18 protein-coding genes are annotated in these 14872 nt (G+C 67.4%); 8 read left to right on the top strand and 10 right to left on the bottom strand.

Annotation, left to right across the window (positions count from 1 at the left end; all coding sequences use genetic code 11):
• Positions 1–33 precede the first annotated feature (33 nt).
• Positions 34–975 (top strand): oxygenase MpaB family protein, encoded by a 942-nt coding sequence (locus AC5JBD_RS05315; protein WP_495720714.1) that lies wholly within the window; start codon positions 34–36, stop codon positions 973–975.
• Here the strand turns inward: AC5JBD_RS05315 and rarD are convergent.
• The 3 genes from rarD to AC5JBD_RS05300 form a co-directional block, all read right to left on the bottom strand.
• Positions 936–1862, bottom strand: coding sequence for an EamA family transporter RarD (gene rarD, locus AC5JBD_RS05310; protein WP_495720713.1), 927 nt, complete (start codon positions 1860–1862; stop codon positions 936–938). The two genes, AC5JBD_RS05315 and rarD, sit on opposite strands and share 40 nt — an antisense overlap.
• Before the next feature lie 13 nt (positions 1863–1875).
• Positions 1876–2451 (bottom strand): cysteine hydrolase family protein, encoded by a 576-nt coding sequence (locus tag AC5JBD_RS05305; protein ID WP_495720712.1) that lies wholly within the window; start codon positions 2449–2451, stop codon positions 1876–1878.
• 76 nt (positions 2452–2527) lie between these two features.
• On the bottom strand, positions 2528–3412 hold the full coding sequence (locus AC5JBD_RS05300) for a LysR family transcriptional regulator (protein WP_495720711.1): 885 nt from the start codon (positions 3410–3412) through the stop codon (positions 2528–2530).
• A 111-nt stretch (positions 3413–3523) separates the two neighbouring features.
• Here AC5JBD_RS05300 and AC5JBD_RS05295 point away from each other — a divergent pair, with 111 nt between their 5' ends.
• Complete coding sequence (locus tag AC5JBD_RS05295) at positions 3524–4390, top strand: ATP-grasp fold amidoligase family protein (RefSeq protein WP_495720710.1); 867 nt, start codon at positions 3524–3526, stop codon at positions 4388–4390.
• Here AC5JBD_RS05295 and AC5JBD_RS05290 read toward each other — a convergent pair.
• Positions 4374–5273 (bottom strand): EamA family transporter, encoded by a 900-nt coding sequence (locus tag AC5JBD_RS05290; RefSeq protein WP_495720709.1) that lies wholly within the window; start codon positions 5271–5273, stop codon positions 4374–4376. The two genes, AC5JBD_RS05295 and AC5JBD_RS05290, sit on opposite strands and share 17 nt — an antisense overlap.
• A gap of 107 nt (positions 5274–5380) precedes the next feature.
• On the opposite strand from AC5JBD_RS05290, the gene AC5JBD_RS05285 reads away from it, so the two are divergent.
• Complete coding sequence (locus AC5JBD_RS05285; RefSeq protein ID WP_495720708.1) at positions 5381–5929, top strand: hypothetical protein; 549 nt, start codon at positions 5381–5383, stop codon at positions 5927–5929.
• 18 nt (positions 5930–5947) lie between these two features.
• On the opposite strand, the gene AC5JBD_RS05280 is transcribed toward AC5JBD_RS05285, so the two are convergent.
• On the bottom strand, positions 5948–6421 hold the full coding sequence (locus AC5JBD_RS05280) for a peroxiredoxin (RefSeq protein WP_495720707.1): 474 nt from the start codon (positions 6419–6421) through the stop codon (positions 5948–5950).
• A complete protein-coding gene (locus AC5JBD_RS05275) occupies positions 6411–9125 on the bottom strand; it encodes a bifunctional [glutamine synthetase] adenylyltransferase/[glutamine synthetase]-adenylyl-L-tyrosine phosphorylase (RefSeq protein ID WP_495720706.1) in 2715 nt (904 codons plus the stop codon). Before AC5JBD_RS05275 ends, AC5JBD_RS05280 begins: the two co-directional genes overlap by 11 nt.
• 105 nt (positions 9126–9230) lie before the next feature.
• Here AC5JBD_RS05275 and AC5JBD_RS05270 point away from each other — a divergent pair, with 105 nt between their 5' ends.
• On the top strand, positions 9231–9380 hold the full coding sequence (locus AC5JBD_RS05270) for a hypothetical protein (RefSeq protein WP_495720705.1): 150 nt from the start codon (positions 9231–9233) through the stop codon (positions 9378–9380).
• Positions 9381–9396: 16 nt separating this feature from the next.
• On the opposite strand, the gene AC5JBD_RS05265 is transcribed toward AC5JBD_RS05270, so the two are convergent.
• The 3 genes from AC5JBD_RS05265 to AC5JBD_RS05255 all read right to left on the bottom strand — a co-directional run bounded on the left by AC5JBD_RS05265 (position 9397) and on the right by AC5JBD_RS05255 (position 11172).
• Positions 9397–10059 (bottom strand): sigma-70 family RNA polymerase sigma factor, encoded by a 663-nt coding sequence (locus AC5JBD_RS05265; RefSeq protein ID WP_495720704.1) that lies wholly within the window; start codon positions 10057–10059, stop codon positions 9397–9399.
• Between the two features lie 99 nt (positions 10060–10158).
• Positions 10159–10296 (bottom strand): hypothetical protein, encoded by a 138-nt coding sequence (locus AC5JBD_RS05260; protein WP_495720703.1) that lies wholly within the window; start codon positions 10294–10296, stop codon positions 10159–10161.
• An 81-nt stretch (positions 10297–10377) separates the two neighbouring features.
• Positions 10378–11172 (bottom strand): response regulator, encoded by a 795-nt coding sequence (locus AC5JBD_RS05255; RefSeq protein ID WP_495720702.1) that lies wholly within the window; start codon positions 11170–11172, stop codon positions 10378–10380.
• 293 nt (positions 11173–11465) lie between these two features.
• On the opposite strand from AC5JBD_RS05255, the gene AC5JBD_RS05250 reads away from it, so the two are divergent.
• A complete protein-coding gene (locus AC5JBD_RS05250; protein ID WP_495720701.1) occupies positions 11466–11678 on the top strand; it encodes a NepR family anti-sigma factor in 213 nt (70 codons plus the stop codon).
• Between the two features lie 90 nt (positions 11679–11768).
• On the top strand, positions 11769–13274 hold the full coding sequence (locus AC5JBD_RS05245; protein ID WP_495720700.1) for a sensor histidine kinase: 1506 nt from the start codon (positions 11769–11771) through the stop codon (positions 13272–13274).
• A gap of 20 nt (positions 13275–13294) precedes the next feature.
• On the opposite strand, the gene AC5JBD_RS05240 is transcribed toward AC5JBD_RS05245, so the two are convergent.
• Positions 13295–13483 (bottom strand): hypothetical protein, encoded by a 189-nt coding sequence (locus tag AC5JBD_RS05240; protein WP_495720699.1) that lies wholly within the window; start codon positions 13481–13483, stop codon positions 13295–13297.
• Positions 13484–13874: 391 nt separating this feature from the next.
• Between AC5JBD_RS05240 and AC5JBD_RS05235 the strand changes: the two genes are divergently transcribed.
• Both AC5JBD_RS05235 and AC5JBD_RS05230 read left to right on the top strand, forming a co-directional pair.
• Positions 13875–14003, top strand: a complete 129-nt coding sequence (locus AC5JBD_RS05235; protein ID WP_495720698.1) for a hypothetical protein — start codon at positions 13875–13877, stop codon at positions 14001–14003.
• Between the two features lie 240 nt (positions 14004–14243).
• Positions 14244–14822 (top strand): YMGG-like glycine zipper-containing protein, encoded by a 579-nt coding sequence (locus AC5JBD_RS05230; protein ID WP_495720697.1) that lies wholly within the window; start codon positions 14244–14246, stop codon positions 14820–14822.
• The last annotated feature ends 50 nt before the right edge of the window (positions 14823–14872 follow it).

Genomic DNA, 14872 nt, shown 5'->3' with positions numbered 1-14872 from the left:
CAACCGCGCGCGCAGGCGACGCGTTCGCTGGAGATGAGCAAGCCGCTGACGCTCCCCTTCGGGCTCCAGAAGCTGGTCGAGCGGCTGGCGAGCGACCTCCTGCAGCCGCCGGGAATGAAACCCTTCGATTTCACCGTGCCGCCTGGGGAGCCGGCGCTGGCTGCGGCGGATTCGGTCTCGTGGCAGGTTTTCCGAAACCCGGTCTCGCTGTTCATCGGCGGCGTGACCGCAGTGATCCTGGAGCTTGCCGAGCCGCGCGTTCGCAGCGGCGTCTGGGAGCATAGCAGCTTCCGCACCGACCCGGTCGACCGCCTCAGGCGCACCGGGCTCGCAGCTATGGTGACAGTCTACGGCGCGCGCAGCGAAGCGGAGAAGATGATCGCCGGGGTCCGCCGTGCCCATGACCGCATTACCGGCGAGACACCGGCCGGCGCCCCCTACCGGGCCAACGATCCGGAGCTGCTGAGCTGGGTCCAGGCGACGGCGCAGTTCGGGTTCCTCGAAGCCTATACAGAGTACGTCCGACCGCTCAGCCAGGCCGAACGCGACCGTTTCCATGCCGAGGGCGCGCCCGCCGCCGAGCTTTACGGCTCGGTCGACACGCCGTTGTCGGAGAGCGCGCTTCGGGCTCTCATGGCGGCGATGACGCCCCGGCTGGAGGCATCACAGGTAATTATGGAGTTCCTGCGGCTGATGCGATCTGCACCGGTGCTTCCGGCCCCCTTCCGCCCGGTCCAGCACATGCTGGTGCGCGCGGCGGTGGCGATCGTCCCTTCCGACCTTCGCCCCCAGCTCGACCTCGGCCACAATTGGGACTTCCGGCCGGGTGAGGGTCTCCTGGTCCGCCGGCTGGCCCGCATCGCCGAGCGCATCCGCCTCAATTCAAGTCCTGCAACCCAGGCGAGTATCCGGCTCGGCCTGTCGCCCGACTATCTTTACGCCCGCCGCGCGACCCGCACCGCGTCAGCCGCATAGACGGCGAGGCCGATCCAGATGCAGGCGAAGGTCACGAGGTGCGCCCCGCTGAGCGGCTCCTTGAAGAGCAGGACCGCCAGCAGGAACTGAATGGTCGGCGCGACATATTGGAGCAGACCTAGCGTGGCGTAGCGCAGGCGCTTGCCCGCGGCCGCGAACAGCAGCAGCGGCGCCGCCGTCACGAGACCGCTGAGGATCAGCAGCGCGTCGGTCGAGCCGCTCTGCCCGAAGCTGCCCGCGCCCAGAGTCGCCAGGTAGATCAGGGCAAGCGGCGCCAGCAGGGCCGTCTCGGCGAGCAGGCCGGTCAGCGGATCGGCCGGCGCCATCTTGCGGATGAGGCCGTAGAGCGAGAAGCTGAATGCCAGCGCGAGGCTGATCCAGGGGAGGCTACCCTGCGCGACCGCGAGGATGGCGACACCGGTCGCGGCAAGCGTGACCGCGCCGATCTGCGCCTTCCGCAGCCGTTCCCGCAGCACGATCACGCCGAGCGCGACATTGACCAGCGGATTGATGAAGTAGCCAAGGCTGGTCTCCAGCACGTGGCCGGCATTCACCGCCCAGATGTAGATCAGCCAGTTGACGCCGATCAGCAAAGCCGTGAAGCCGAGCAGCACGATCGTGCGCGGATCGCGGGCCAGCGCGACCAGCGGCTGCCAGCGCCGCATCGCCGCGACCAGACCGGCGAGCAGCAGCACCGACCAGAGGATGCGGTGCGCCAGCACCTCCGGCGCGGGCACGTTGCCCAGCAGCTTGAGGTAGAGCGGGAGGAAGCCCCAGGTGAAATAGGCGGTGAGGCCGAACGCCACGCCCATAGCGGCGTCGCTGCGAAGCGATCGGGGATCGACCTGGGCCGGAATGGGCCGCGCAAGATCGGCAATGTTCGACATGCTTATGGATCCGTCAGGAGGCGAGGCGAAGCTGAGTCGCCTCCGCCAGCGTGGCGGTCGGCAGCACCCGGCCGAATTCGGTGTTGAGCGTAGCGAGATTGGCGCGGTGGATGGTATCGGCGTCGATGCACCCACCCGCGGGATCGCTCTGGCCCCACGTGTGGCAGGCGTCGCCGGCGACGATCACCTCGAAGCCCAGGTTCGCACCCATCCTTGCGGTCGTCGAGACGCACATATCCGTAGCGATGCCGAACAGGACGAGCTGCCGCACGCCCGCGCGGCGGAGCCAGGTCTCGAGGTCCGTGCCGATGAAGGCGCTGTTGACGGTTTTCGGCACGATCAGCTCGCCGGACCACGGCTCGAAGCCGGCTTTGAAGCCGTTGCCCGGCTGGTTCAGCGCCAGCGGCGAGCCGGAATTCTTGCTGTCGTGGCGGGTATGGACGACAGGCCGCCCGCTCGCTCGCCAGGCGGCGAGCAGGATGCGCCCGTTCGCCTCCATCTCGGGATTGTTGCGCGTGCCCCAGCTGTCGGCGTCGAAGCCCCGCTGAACGTCGATCGCGATGAGGGCGGCATTGGCGTGAAGCTGCATGTTCGGGCTCCCCTTGAGGTGCGCCCGCTCCATCCTCCCGCAGCGACCGGAGCGCCATTGCCCAAGTGCGCGAAGCCTATGCGCGTTTCTGCACAGGCCCCTCGATCGGCCGCCGGTCCCGCTCCAGGATTTCGATCATCGTGTCCATCACGGCGCGGACGCTGGGTGAGCGCCGCACGTCGGTGTGGACGACCATCCAGAATTCGCGCTGCAGCAGCGCGTCACCGGCCTCGATGCAGGCCAGCTCCGGCGCCAGTTCGGCCATATAATTGGACAGGACGGCGACGCCGATGCCGGCGCGGACGGCGGAGAACAGACCCATCACGTCGTTGGAACGGATCGCCAGCGGCCGGCCGGCGGCGTAGCGGCGCATCCACACCTGGTTGGACGTATGCTCCAGCGTCTCGTCATGGCCGAGCAGGGTCCATCCGTCCGAAGGCACGTCATCGACATAGTCCTTCCGGCCGAACAGGCCGTAGGCGAAGTCCGGCAGCCGCCGCGCCACCATCGATGCGCCTTCCGGCCGCCCGATCCGCAGCGCCAGGTCCGCCTCGCGCCGGGTGAGATTGGCCATGCGCTGCTCGCCGATCAGCTCCAGCTCGATGCCGGGATGGCGCTCGCGCAGCAGGCCCATGCGCGGCATCAGGAACAACGCCGCGAAGGCCGGCGGCGCGCTGACCCGCACCGTGCCGCCGAGCGCGCAGCTGCGCCCGCGGGCGAAGGAGGTGATCGCGAATATCTCCTCCTCCAGCGGCCGCACCCGCTCCGCCATCTGCTCGCCGTCCACGGTCAGCGCCCAGCCGCGCGGCAGCCGGTCGAACAGGCGGACGCCGAGGCTCTGCTCCAAGGCCGAGACGCGCCGCGCAACGGTGGTGTGGTCGACCTTCAGCGCCCGGGACGCGCCGGAAAGGCTCCCTGTCCGCGCCAGTTCCGCGAAATAGCGCAGATCGTCCCAGTCCATCGCCGCTCCCCGTGCATTCCCGCGCACCCGCCCGAACCTGCGGCGCATTAGCGCAGATGCCGCCCTATCATCTACTCTGGACCTTTTGTGAGGGACGGGTGTTCGCCGGACATGGTTGCTTTCACCCGCACGATCGAGCTGCCGCGTGCCGAGCCGCAGCGCGCGCCGCTCAAGCTTTCGCTGATGCACTGGTGGCGCAACGGGCACTTCCCGGATCTCGCCGAGCCGACCACCTTCAATGAGCTGGTCCAGGCGCGGAAGCTCAATGACCGCGATCCCCGCCTGCCCCTCCTCGCCGACAAGATCCGGGCGAAGGACCATGTCGCCCGCCGGCTCGGCGAGGAGTGGGTGATCCCGACGCTGTGGCACGGCACCGAACTCCCCAAGCACCCCGACTGGCCGCTCCCATTCGTCCTGAAATCCAGCCACGGCTGCTGCCAATGCGCCTTCGTCCGCACCGGCGAGGAGAATTGGCCGGCCATCCGCCGCCGCGCCCATCGCTGGCTGAAGCGCCGCTACGGCGGAATTCTGGACGAGTGGCTTTACGCCAACATCCAGCCGCGCCTCCTGGTTGAGCCGTTCGTCGGCCGCGCGGGCGAGTTGCCGGTCGACTACAAATTCTTCGTCTTCGGCGGCCGCGTCGAATTCATCCAGGTCGATACCGATCGCGAACATGGTCACAAGCGTGTGATCTTCGACCGGCGCTGGCGACGGCTTCCCTGTGCGCTGCAATTCCCGATGGAGCGGCGCGAGATCGCTCCACCTCGGTCCCTCCACCGCATGATCGAGGCTGCCGAGGCTCTCGGCCGTGGTTTCGATTTCGTCCGTGTGGACCTCTACGACCTGGAGGAGAGGCCGATGTTCGGCGAGCTCAGCTTCTATCCCGGCTCCGGCCTCGACCGGTTCCGACCGGCTCGTTTCGACGCCTTGTTCGGCGAGCATTGGCTCCGCGCCCGCGCCGTCAGCCCGTCCTGGTAGCCCAGCGCGGATAAAGAAGGCTGACGGCGAGCCCGGAAATTACCAGAGCGGCCGCGGCGATCTTCCATAGCGGCAGCGGCTCGCCGAGCCAGAGCAGCGACACGCTCATCCCGAACACGGGGACCAGCAGCGCCATCGGCGTCACGCTCGCCGCCGGATGGCGCTGGAGCAGCCAGCCCCAGGCCACATAGCCGAAAATGCCGGCCGCCGCCGAATTGTAAGCTATCGCGGCCCAGGCGCCCCAACCCGCTTGAACCAGGCTGCCCGCAATGGCGACCGGCCCTTCGAACAGAAGGGAAAGCAACAGCAGCGGCGGCGCAGCGAACAGGCTCGACCAGACGACGAACGCGAGCATGTCCGCCGGATCGGCGGCGCGCGCAGCGAGATTGCCTCCGGCCCAGCTCGCGGCCGCAGCCAGCATCAGTGCCACGCCGAGCGGAGTCGTGCTGCCGTCCGTATTGGCCATGATCGTCGCGAGCCCCGCAAAGCCGAGCAGCAGCGACACCCAGTGGAACGGCCTCAGCCGTTCACCCGCGCGCCACACGAACAGGCCGATGGTGAAGAAGACCTGCATCTGCACGATCAGCGACGCGAGGCCCGGCGTGATGTCCCGCTCCATCGCGATGAACATCAGACCGAACTGGCCGAAGCCGATCAGGAAGCCGTAGGTCGCCATGTAGCGCCACGGCACGCGCGGCCGCTTCAGAAAGAACGCGGCGGGCAGCAGCATGAAGGTGAAGCGGAGGCACGCGAACAGCAAGGGCGGCAGCTCGGCCAGCGCCAACTTGATGACGGTGAAGTTGGTGCCCCACACCGCCACCACCAGCAGCGCCAGCAGGATGTGCCGCAGCGGAAGATGGTGGTGCGAGGCGCCTTCTGTCACGCCGCGCGCTTAGCGGCTTCGCCCGATGCGGCAAACGGCGCTTGCCTCCGGCGCGTCACTCTGTGAGGGTGCATCCGCGTCAGGACCAGGCCAGGGGGAAGGTCGTCATGGTTTCCAAACGTCTCTTGAGCACGCCGATGCTGCTGCTCGCCAGCGGCTGCGCCTTCGTCGGGCCGATCTACGATCGCTCGCTCGAAGATGCGCCTTATTCGGCCTGCGCCCGGTTCGACGGCGGCAATGCGCCCGCCGGAGTCGTCGCGCAGAAGCCGGTCACCGTCGGCTGCTTCGACGTTGTCGCCCGCACCATGTCCTCCTACGGCGCCGCCTCGCCGGTCGACCACAATTTCACCGCCGACGGCCTCGCCATCACGAACAACGCCTCCTTCCGGCTGAATGGCGCGCAAGGCTGCACCGGCATGTTCACCAATTTCGTCGTCGAATATTCGACGCCCGAAGGCGGCGCGGCGATGCTGGGGGCGACCAGCGCGACCGGAACCGTGCTCGGCACCAGCCGCATCCGCGATGAGGCCTCGCCCAAGCTCCGCCGCACGGTCATGCGTGAAATGGGCGATCCGATCCGCGACCCCTCGATCCTCGAGATCAGCAATGTCGAGGGAACGGTGGTCGTCCGCTCCGTCTGCCTCAAGGGCTATTGACGCTCGGCCACGCCCGGATCAGGACTCCGCGTTCATCTCTCGCGCGGCGGCGAGCACTTCCTCGGCGTGGCCGGGGACGCTGACCTTGCGCCAGATGCGCTTCACGATGCCGTCGCGGTCGACCAGGAAGGTCGCCCGCTCGATGCCCATATATTTGCGGCCGTACATCGATTTCTCGACCCAGACGCCGAACGCCTCGCAGGCCGCGCCGTCGGCGTCGGTCGCGAGCGAGACCTTCAGCTCATATTTGTCGACGAACTTCCTGTGCTTGGCGGCGCTGTCTTTGGACACGCCGAGGATCCAGGTGCCGTCCTTTGCGAACTCGTCCGCCAGTGCGCTGAAATCCTGAGCCTCTTTGGTGCAGCCGCTCGTATCGTCCTTCGGGTAGAAGTAGATGACGAGCTTGTTGCCCTTGAAGTCGGCGGGGCTGACCGGCTTCCCCTCCACACCTTCCAGCTTCACGTCGGGTACGGGATCGCCTTCACTCAGCATCCGAATCTCCATCGGCCGACGCGACCTCGCGCCACAGCTCGACCACCCTCTGCCGCGCCGCGTCGTGGGCGGCAAGCAGGCTGTCCCAGTCGCCAAGTCCACAAGCTTTCGCGACGAGCGGCCGTGAGGCCGACGGCGGCTCCGCCGAACTGGGCGAGACCAGCCGCAATGTGACGAGGATGCGGGTCAACAGCCGAAGCGCCGGGTCGATATGCTCGGACACCAGACCTGCCGCGACCAGATCCGCAAGTGCGTCCTCCAGCCTCGGGTGGAGACCGACACCATGGCGGAGCTGGAGGGTGTGGACGGCGAATTCGAGATCGACCAGCCCGCCCGGGCCGAGCTTGATATCGAACGTCCCCTTGGGCGCCTTGTGGCTCGCCATCTCGGCCCGCATCGCGACTGCGTCCGCGGTGACCTTCTGTGGGTCGCGAGGCTTGGCCAGCGTGGCGCGGATCACGCCGGCCAGCGCCGCCTTCGCCTCGGCCGAGCCGTAGACCGGCCGACCCCGCGTCAGTGCCATATGCTCCCAGGTCCAGGCGCGGGTCTGCTGGTACTCGGCGAAGCTGGACAGGGTGATCGCGATCAGTCCGTCCCTGCCGGAAGGGCGCAATCTCGTGTCGACCTCGTAAAGCGGGCCGGCGGCGGTGGGCACGGTAAGTGCCGCCGTCACGCGCGGCGCCAGCCGGTTGAAATAGTCGGTCGCGCGGAGCGGCTTGCGTCCGTCCGACTCCGCATCATGCGTGCCGGTGAAGAGATAGACGAGATCGAGGTCCGACGCGTAGGTGAGCGCCTCCCCGCCAAGCCGGCCGAGGCCGAGGATCAGGAGCTCTGACCCCGCCACCTTGCCATGGACCGCCTCGAACTCGGCGATGGCGGCATCGGCAAGGACGTTGATCGCCGCCTCGGCTACCCGCGAATAGCCCTCCGCCACGTCGAGTGGGTCGCTGCGCGCGAGCACGAGCTGCGCGCCGAGCGCAAAGCGCCGCTCGTTCACGCGCCGGCGCACGCGGTCGAGCAGCATCTGATAATCTTCGCCGCTCCGCTCCGGCCGCGAAAAATCGGCGACGAGCACCTCGACCGCCGGAGTCGGAGCAAAGGCCGAGGCGTCGATCAGCCCGTCGAGCAGCTCCGGCCGCCGCCCGAGCTGCTCGGCCAGCGCCGGCGCATGGCTGAGGATCGTCGCGAGCAGCGATGTCAGCCCGGGCCGCGCCTCCAGAAGACGATAGAAATTGACGCCGCTCGGCAGCTTCATGACGAGATCGTCGAACCGGTTCATGGCCCGCATCGGTTCGGGCGCGGCGCCGAATGCGTCGATCAGCGCTGGCAGCATCGCCTCGAAGGCATCGCGCGCCGGCGCGGTGCGCAGCGAGCGAGGTCGGCCGGAGCGCCAGGCTTCGATCCGCTGTCGCGCAGCGGCCGCATCGGTGAAGCCGGCAGTCGTCAGCCGCCGCTCCAGCGCCTCCGAGGGCTGCGGCAGGCGCCGGCTGTCCTCGCCCCCCAGCGCGCCATAGATGGTGGCCACTCGCTCGACATGCGGCCGCAGCAGGTCCAGCAGCGCCGCACCGTCCTCCAACCCGTGCAGCCGCGCGACATTGTCGAGCGCGGCTGCGTCGGGCGGCATGCTATGCGTCTGCCGATCATCCACCATCTGCAGCCGGTGCTCGATCGTCCGCAGCAGCCGGTAGGCTTCGGCCAGCGCCGCCGCGTCGGGCGGCGGGATGCGGCCGGCTTCGGCGAGGCGGGCGAGCGCGTCCATCGTCGCCGGAGCGCGCAGGCCGGGCTCGCGGCCGCCATGGATGAGCTGGTGCATTTGGGTGAAGAATTCGATTTCCCTGATGCCGCCCCGCCCGCGCTTGAGATCGTAGCCGGGCCCGAATGCCTGGCCGCCCGCATAATGGTCGCGGATGCGGCCGGTGATCGCCTGGAGCTCGCCGATCGCTCCAAAGTCGAGGCTGCGCCGCCAGACGAATGGATGGATAGCATCGAGGAAATAGCGGCCGAGCGCCTTGTCGCCGGCCACCGTGCGCGCGCGGATGAAAGCCGCGCGCTCCCACGGCAGGGCGCTGGACTCGTAATAAGAGATCGCCGCATCGGCCGAGAGCGCGATTGGCGTGACCTCGGGCGACGGCCGAAGCCGCAAGTCGACGCGGAATACATAGCCTTCGCCGTCGCGCTTCTGGAGCAGCTCGACGACACGCTGGGCGACGCGGACGGCCGCCTGCCCCGGTTCCTCCCGTGGTTTCAGCGGCAGGGTGGCGGGATCGTAAAGGAACAGGAGATCTATATCTGACGAGTAATTGAGCTCGCGGCTGCCGAGCTTGCCGAGCGCGATGGCGACGAAGCCGGAGGGCGGGGCGGCCGGCGCGCGTTCTGCCAAGGCCGCCGCGATCGCCCGCTCTAGCGCTTCGTCCGCGAAGTCGGAGAGAGTGCCTACGACCCTCTCGAGCGGCAGCAGCCCTGCCAGATCGCCGACCCCGACTGCGAGCGCCATGCCACCCCTTCGGCGGCGAAGCGAGGCTCCTTCATCGGGCGCGTCTTGAGCACATTCCGTCGTGACTTCAATGGCTTGACCTATGTCGCCCTGAAGCAGGGCGGCGGCGACCTCCGGTCGCTTCTCAAGCTCCAGTCTCAGAAAGGGAGAGCAAGCGCGGGCCCTCTCCAGCGCATCCTGTATGGACCGGTCACTCCCTGTCTCTCTCATGTCACAATACAGATCAGTTCCGTTTGACAGGCGCAACATTTGCAACCGGGGGCCGGAAAAGGCGTTCTAGCATGCGTGAATACGATCAACCCGAGAAGAGAAGCCATGGTTAATGCTTCGTCACGCCGCTTCGTGAAGGTGGCGCCGCCCACCGTCCATGCCGGCGTCGGCAACGCGTTGCGTGAGGCCTTCGCGATGGACGGAGAGATGCGGTCCCTCGAAATGTTCGAGGAATTGCTCGCCAAGCTCGACTGAGCCGCCGCGCCTGCGGCTAATTTCCCCTGTTTCCCGCCGGATCCCGATCCCGGCTAAGATCGTCCACTTCGCTCATGATCGACTGGAGGGCCGTCTTGTTGGCGTCTGTCTCGTGCTCGCGGCGTGAGGGAAGCTTGCCTTCGGCGAGAAGGGTCTCAAGCGCGACCCGGCCGCGCGCGACGCGGCTCTTGATCGTGCCGACCGCGCAGCCGCAGATCTCCGCCGCTTCCTCATAAGCGAAGCCGCCTGCTCCGACCAGGATCAGTGCCTCGCGCTGCGGCTGCGGCAGGTGCATCAGCGCCCGCTGCATGTCGCCGAGTTCGACGTGCCTGTCCTGGCTCGCCGGTGCCGCGAGCAGCTTGGAGGCGGTCAACTCGTCCCACTCGCCCTTGAAGCGAGCGCGCCGCATCTGGCTGAGGAACAGGTTCCTGAGGATGATGAAGGTCCAGGCGCGCATGTTCGTGCCCGCCTGGAAGCGCTTCCGGGCGGCCCATGCCTTGAGCAGGGTCTCCTGGACGAGATCGTCGGCCAGGTCGCGACTGCCCGACAGGGAGCGGCCGAAGGCGCGCAGGTGCGGAATGACCTGCGCAAGCTGATCCTTGAACTCATTGTCCGGGAGCGGCACGGGCTCGTGCCCTGCCTTCGCCTCGTCCGTAAATGCCGGCTTATCGCCCGCCATCAAGCCCCCAATCCGAGCCTATCATGATTTAGGCCGCTCTCGCAGGGGCTGCTTGGGGCAACCGTTACAGCGGCACAATTATTTCGGTTAAGTATGTGCTTAGCGCCAGACAAACAAGATCAGCGCAAAGGCGATGACGACCAGCACCAGGGAGGCGACGAGGACCACCCGAGCCACATGGGGCGTCGTTCCCGCACGGGCTTCGGTCTTTCCGACATGACGTTCGGGTTCGAGCATCGGCGCAATCAATCCTGTTTCGCTTCTGCAACTGATGTTGCAACTGATGCGCCAACGCCCGCTTGGGTTGGCGGTTCCCGATCAGGCGGGAACCGTCGCCTGATCGAAGAACAAAGCCTGGGCGATCGCCGCCTTCACGGTCGAACGCTGGAACGGCTTGGTGATGAGGAAGGTCGGCTCGGGCCGCTCGCCGGTCAGCAGCCGTTCCGGGAATGCGGTGATGAAGATAACCGGCACCTGGAACTCCTGGAGGATGTCCTTGACCGCATCGATCCCCGAGCTGTCGTCGGCGAGCTGGATATCGGCAAGCACAAGGCCCGGCCGCCGCGCCATCGCCTGGGAGACAGCCTCGTCGCGGGTCACGGCCACGCCGGTGACGTTGTGGCCGAGGTCGCGGACGATCGTCTCGATGTCCATGGCGATGATCGGTTCATCCTCGATGATCAGCACTTCGGCGCGGGTCTGGCGCTCGATCTCGGCCAGCGCCTCGGCGACGAGATTCTCGACCTCGTCAGGCTCGGCGCCGATCAGGTAGCCGGCATCCTCGGGCGTGAAGCCTTCCATCGCGGTCAGCAGCAGGGCCTGGCGCGACAGCGGCGTGATCCGGGCCAGCCGCGCCTGCGCGATGCCTTCCGGATCGGAGGCGGCGGAGCCTTCCGGATCCTCCTCGATGTTCGCACTCGACCAGATGGCGTGGAAGGTGCGGTAGAGGCCGAGCCGGGGATCGACGTCACGCGGGAAGTCAGCCGGCGCCGCGACGATCGCCTCGAGCGTGGCGCGTACGAAGGCGTCGCCATGGCCCTGGCTCCCGGTCAGCGCGCGCGCATAGCGCCGGAGGAAGGGAAGGTGTGGCGCGAGTTCCTGACCGAGCGACATGATCGTTACGACTCCTATTCAAATCGCCGGTCTTGTGATGGGCTGTCGGCGCGTTGGCAAGCCCGCGCGGGGCGGCCTGTCCAGCGCGCGGACACGTGGAAAAGAACCCCGGCCCGCTCCTTTCCAGGGCATGGAACCAATGGACGACTTTTTAGTTTCCAAGGCCACGTGGGCGACATATGCGTCCCCGTGGCAACATTGTCTGTGCGACAGGTGGGTGCGCCGAACGCTCTCCCGCAGGCGCCTGGAACCAAAGAGCGGGGCGGCCTTTCGGCCGCGAGGGGTGGATTCATTTGACCTTCGCACGTGAAAAGAATGGCGGACGGCGGGGCGACCCTGGCCCAAACGCCGAGAGTGACGACATCAGCACCACCACCACACCCAGATCGAAGAAGAAGCGCGGCGACACCCCAGAGGTCGGTCAGGCGCTTCGTTCCGTGTACCAGCGGACCATCGAAGAGGACATTCCTCCCGATTTGCTCGATCTGCTCGGCAAGCTTGGATAGAAAAAGCGGCTCCAGACGTTCGGACGGGGCGTGAAGCACGAGCAGACAAGCTTTGCCTCCAGGGTCGGGGGAATTCCGACCGGACTGAAGATGCTGTTGATCCTCAGTCTGGGGCTGCTCCCGCTCGGGCTGATCGCAATCCTCGCCTCGATCGAGAGCGCCCGCGAGAACCAGGCGGAGCATTATGAGGAAATTGAGGCGCGCGCCCAGCTGAAGGCGCAACGGATCGACAGCATACTCTCCCGCAGCGTGCTGATGCTCCGCGCGGCGAGCGCCGCGAGCGATCCCGCCTACGGTCCCAACCTCTGCAACCGCACGCTCGAGCGACTCAGCCGCGCCGAGCAGCTGCCCGGCCGTTTCGCGCTCTATTCCGCCGGAACGCTGCGTTGCGCGACGCCGGGCTACAACCCGCCCACCTTCACGGCGATGCGTGGCGAGACGACGCGGATCGAAATCGCACCGAGCGGCGACATCCTCCGCTTCGCCGTGTTCGACGAGCGCGGCTGGATCGAGGGCAGCGGGGAGTTCAGCCGCGAAAACCTGGCGGGAGTGACCGACCTGCCAGGGGGCCGAACGACATACGACCTGACGCTCGCAAGCAACGGCCGCAGCATGGTGCTGCGGCAGGGGCTGCGGCAGGGCGCCCTGGAAAGGGTCGCGGATGTGCGGGAAGCGCTCGCTGGCGGACGGCTGCAGCTGCTGCTCAGGGACAGCACGGCGCCGCTCAGCGCGGCCGAGCTGCTGATCTCGCTGCTCCCCGTCCTGATGTGGATCGCCGCGGCGGTGATCGGCTGGGTGATCGTCGACCGGCTGATCCTGAAGCCGCTGGTCGGCATGCAGCGCGCGATCGCCGCCTATCAGCCGGGCGACAGCCACTTCGCGCTGCCGCCGCTGTCATCGCCGGCGCGCGAGATCGGCGAGCTCGGCGGTGCCTTCACCCGCGTGACGCAGACGGTGGCGCGGCACGAGGCGGATCTGGAAGCCGGCATCGAACGGCAGACGCGGCTCGTCCGCGAGGTCCATCACCGGGTCAAGAACAACCTCCAGGTGGTCGCTTCCCTGCTCAACCTGCACGCACGCGGCGCCCCCAGCGAGGATGTCGCGGCCGCTTATGCCTCGATTCAGCGCCGGGTGGACGCGCTCGCGGTGGTCCATCGCAACCATTATGCCGAGCTCGAGGAGAATCGCGGGGTCGCGCTGCGGTCGCTGATCTCCGAGCTGGGCGCGAACCTGCGCGCCAACGCGCCCAAGTCCGCCGCCCACATGCAGATCCGGCTCGACGTCGAGCCCTATTACGCCACGCAGGACGTCGCGGTGTCGATCGCCTTCCTGATCACAGAGGTGGTCGAATTCGCCATGTTCTGCGGCGCCCGGAACGTCGCCATCTCACTGCAGGGAGCCGACGCCGCGACTGCCCGCCTCACGATCGAGTCCGAGGCGCTGCGGGGCGAGATCAGCTGTGATGAAAGGCTCGCCGAGCGGTTCGAGCGGATCGTCACGGGCCTCGCCCGCCAGCTCCGCTCCACCATCGATCGCGATACCGAAAAGGGCTGCTACGCCGTCAACGTGGCCGTGGTGGATAAGGGCGACCGATAGGGAAGCGGGCGCCGCTCAGGTCACCGCGTACGGTCGTCCTTGTTCTTCTTATCCTCAGTATAGTCCGGTCGCGCGGCATTGCCGTCCTGCGCCCGCTTCAGGTCCTCGGCTCCCTGGCCGAGCTCCGCGGCCACGTCGGTGTTGCGGCGCTCGTTCTCGTGAACGCCGTCCAGGTCGGAATGGGGCGTCGATTTCGGCGGCTTCGGCATGCTTCGCTGCTCCTTCAATTCCCTCACAACCGGCGGGCCGAGCGCAGGTTGCGGAGCCGCCGCCTCCGCGCCGCAACTTTTTCGCTCGGATTGAAAATTTTTCAGCAGCGGGCGGAACCCCCGACCCGCTGCCTCGTTCTGCTCTTCGGATAGTGACCTTTTGCCCCCCCGCTCTCGCTATCCAGAACATGAGCCCGGATGCGCCAACCCTCCCCCCCCCGGTGGCGCTTCCGGGCTCAACATTTTTCTGGGGCTTCCTTTCCCATCCACTCGTCGGAACGCCTTCACCGCAGCCTCTGCACGGCCGCAGGCCAATTCGTTACGGCGTGGAACCCTTTTCGCAGGGGGGCATTTACCCGCTGCCCACCCCCCAAGTTCGGGAGACATGAGTATGATCCGTAAGGCCCTCAACATCGCCCTCATCACCGGTGCGATCGCCACCCTGGTTGCTTGCAACACCGTCCGCGGCGCCGGCGAGGATGTTCAGTCCGCCGCCAATGCCGTCGACAACGGCACCTGAGCGACTTCCCATAGTCTTTCAACAAGGCGTCACCTTCGGGTGGCGCCTTTCTTTTTGCCCCTTGTGCGCGAATGCGCCCGGGCGGGGGACGCTAAACTGCATCAGTCTTGGGGACGCCATTGCACGCACGGAACGTTCCTTGCGCGGCGTCGTTTGAGGGATGCAACTTGCCGGCCGTCCCGCGGCAAGACTTCGCGGGTTTTATGTGTTGCTCGGCTGGCCTCTTACAGGGAGATCGGGATGAAGAAGCCTTTGGTCGCCATTCTTATGGCCAGCTCACTTTCGCTCGGCGCATGCGCCACTGATCCTTATGCCGACGATACGCTCGCCAGTGCCGGCACCGGCGCCGCTATCGGCGCAGTCGCCGGAGCGGGCGCCGGCGCCGTCATCGGCGGCCTCAGCCCGATCGAGGGCGCGGCGATCGGCGCCGCCGTCGGCGGCATCGCCGGCGCGGTTTGGGCCGATCGCGACAATGACGGTTATGCCGACGGCTATTATCGCGACGGCCAATATTATGAAGGCGAGCCTTCGGGCTGGCGCACTGCCTCGGCCTCGCGCAGCTGCCCGTCCACGCTTGGCGGCGCGGCTACCGGTGCGGCGATCGGCGCGGCCGGCGGGGCCGGCGTCGGCGCCCTGGTCGGCGGCATCAACCCGCTGGAAGGCGCCGCGATCGGTGCCGTCGTCGGCGGCATTGCCGGCGCGGTCTGGGCCGATCGGAACAATGACGGCTGCGTCGACGGCTATTATCGCGAAGGCCAATATTATGAGGGCGCGCCGCCGCCCGCGCCGGTCTATTCCCGCGCCGGCGAGCGCGGCTGACACCTCGTTCAGGCCAGTTGATTACCGCCTGACGATCGAAGGGCGCTCCA

This window comes from Allosphingosinicella sp., assembly GCF_059502505.1.
This window is presented reverse-complemented; position numbering and strand designations above follow the sequence as displayed.

What these genes read in the sequence shown, in the direction of transcription:
- rarD (WP_495720713.1), bottom strand. Translation starts at nt 1,862, where the DNA reads ATGTCGAACATTGCCGATCTTGCGCGGCCCATTCCGGCCCAGGTCGAT.
- AC5JBD_RS05230 (WP_495720697.1), top strand. Translation starts at nt 14,244, where the DNA reads ATGAAGAAGCCTTTGGTCGCCATTCTTATGGCCAGCTCACTTTCGCTC.
- AC5JBD_RS05255 (WP_495720702.1), bottom strand. Translation starts at nt 11,172, where the DNA reads ATGTCGCTCGGTCAGGAACTCGCGCCACACCTTCCCTTCCTCCGGCGC.
- AC5JBD_RS05285 (WP_495720708.1), top strand. Translation starts at nt 5,381, where the DNA reads ATGGTTTCCAAACGTCTCTTGAGCACGCCGATGCTGCTGCTCGCCAGC.
- AC5JBD_RS05295 (WP_495720710.1), top strand. Translation starts at nt 3,524, where the DNA reads ATGGTTGCTTTCACCCGCACGATCGAGCTGCCGCGTGCCGAGCCGCAG.
- AC5JBD_RS05240 (WP_495720699.1), bottom strand. Translation starts at nt 13,483, where the DNA reads ATGCCGAAGCCGCCGAAATCGACGCCCCATTCCGACCTGGACGGCGTT.
- AC5JBD_RS05315 (WP_495720714.1), top strand. Translation starts at nt 34, where the DNA reads ATGAGCAAGCCGCTGACGCTCCCCTTCGGGCTCCAGAAGCTGGTCGAG.
- AC5JBD_RS05260 (WP_495720703.1), bottom strand. Translation starts at nt 10,296, where the DNA reads ATGCTCGAACCCGAACGTCATGTCGGAAAGACCGAAGCCCGTGCGGGA.
- AC5JBD_RS05280 (WP_495720707.1), bottom strand. Translation starts at nt 6,421, where the DNA reads ATGCTGAGTGAAGGCGATCCCGTACCCGACGTGAAGCTGGAAGGTGTG.
- AC5JBD_RS05265 (WP_495720704.1), bottom strand. Translation starts at nt 10,059, where the DNA reads ATGGCGGGCGATAAGCCGGCATTTACGGACGAGGCGAAGGCAGGGCAC.
- AC5JBD_RS05235 (WP_495720698.1), top strand. Translation starts at nt 13,875, where the DNA reads ATGATCCGTAAGGCCCTCAACATCGCCCTCATCACCGGTGCGATCGCC.
- AC5JBD_RS05300 (WP_495720711.1), bottom strand. Translation starts at nt 3,412, where the DNA reads ATGGACTGGGACGATCTGCGCTATTTCGCGGAACTGGCGCGGACAGGG.
- AC5JBD_RS05305 (WP_495720712.1), bottom strand. Translation starts at nt 2,451, where the DNA reads ATGCAGCTTCACGCCAATGCCGCCCTCATCGCGATCGACGTTCAGCGG.
- AC5JBD_RS05275 (WP_495720706.1), bottom strand. Translation starts at nt 9,125, where the DNA reads ATGAGAGAGACAGGGAGTGACCGGTCCATACAGGATGCGCTGGAGAGG.
- AC5JBD_RS05245 (WP_495720700.1), top strand. Translation starts at nt 11,769, where the DNA reads ATGCTGTTGATCCTCAGTCTGGGGCTGCTCCCGCTCGGGCTGATCGCA.
- AC5JBD_RS05270 (WP_495720705.1), top strand. Translation starts at nt 9,231, where the DNA reads ATGGTTAATGCTTCGTCACGCCGCTTCGTGAAGGTGGCGCCGCCCACC.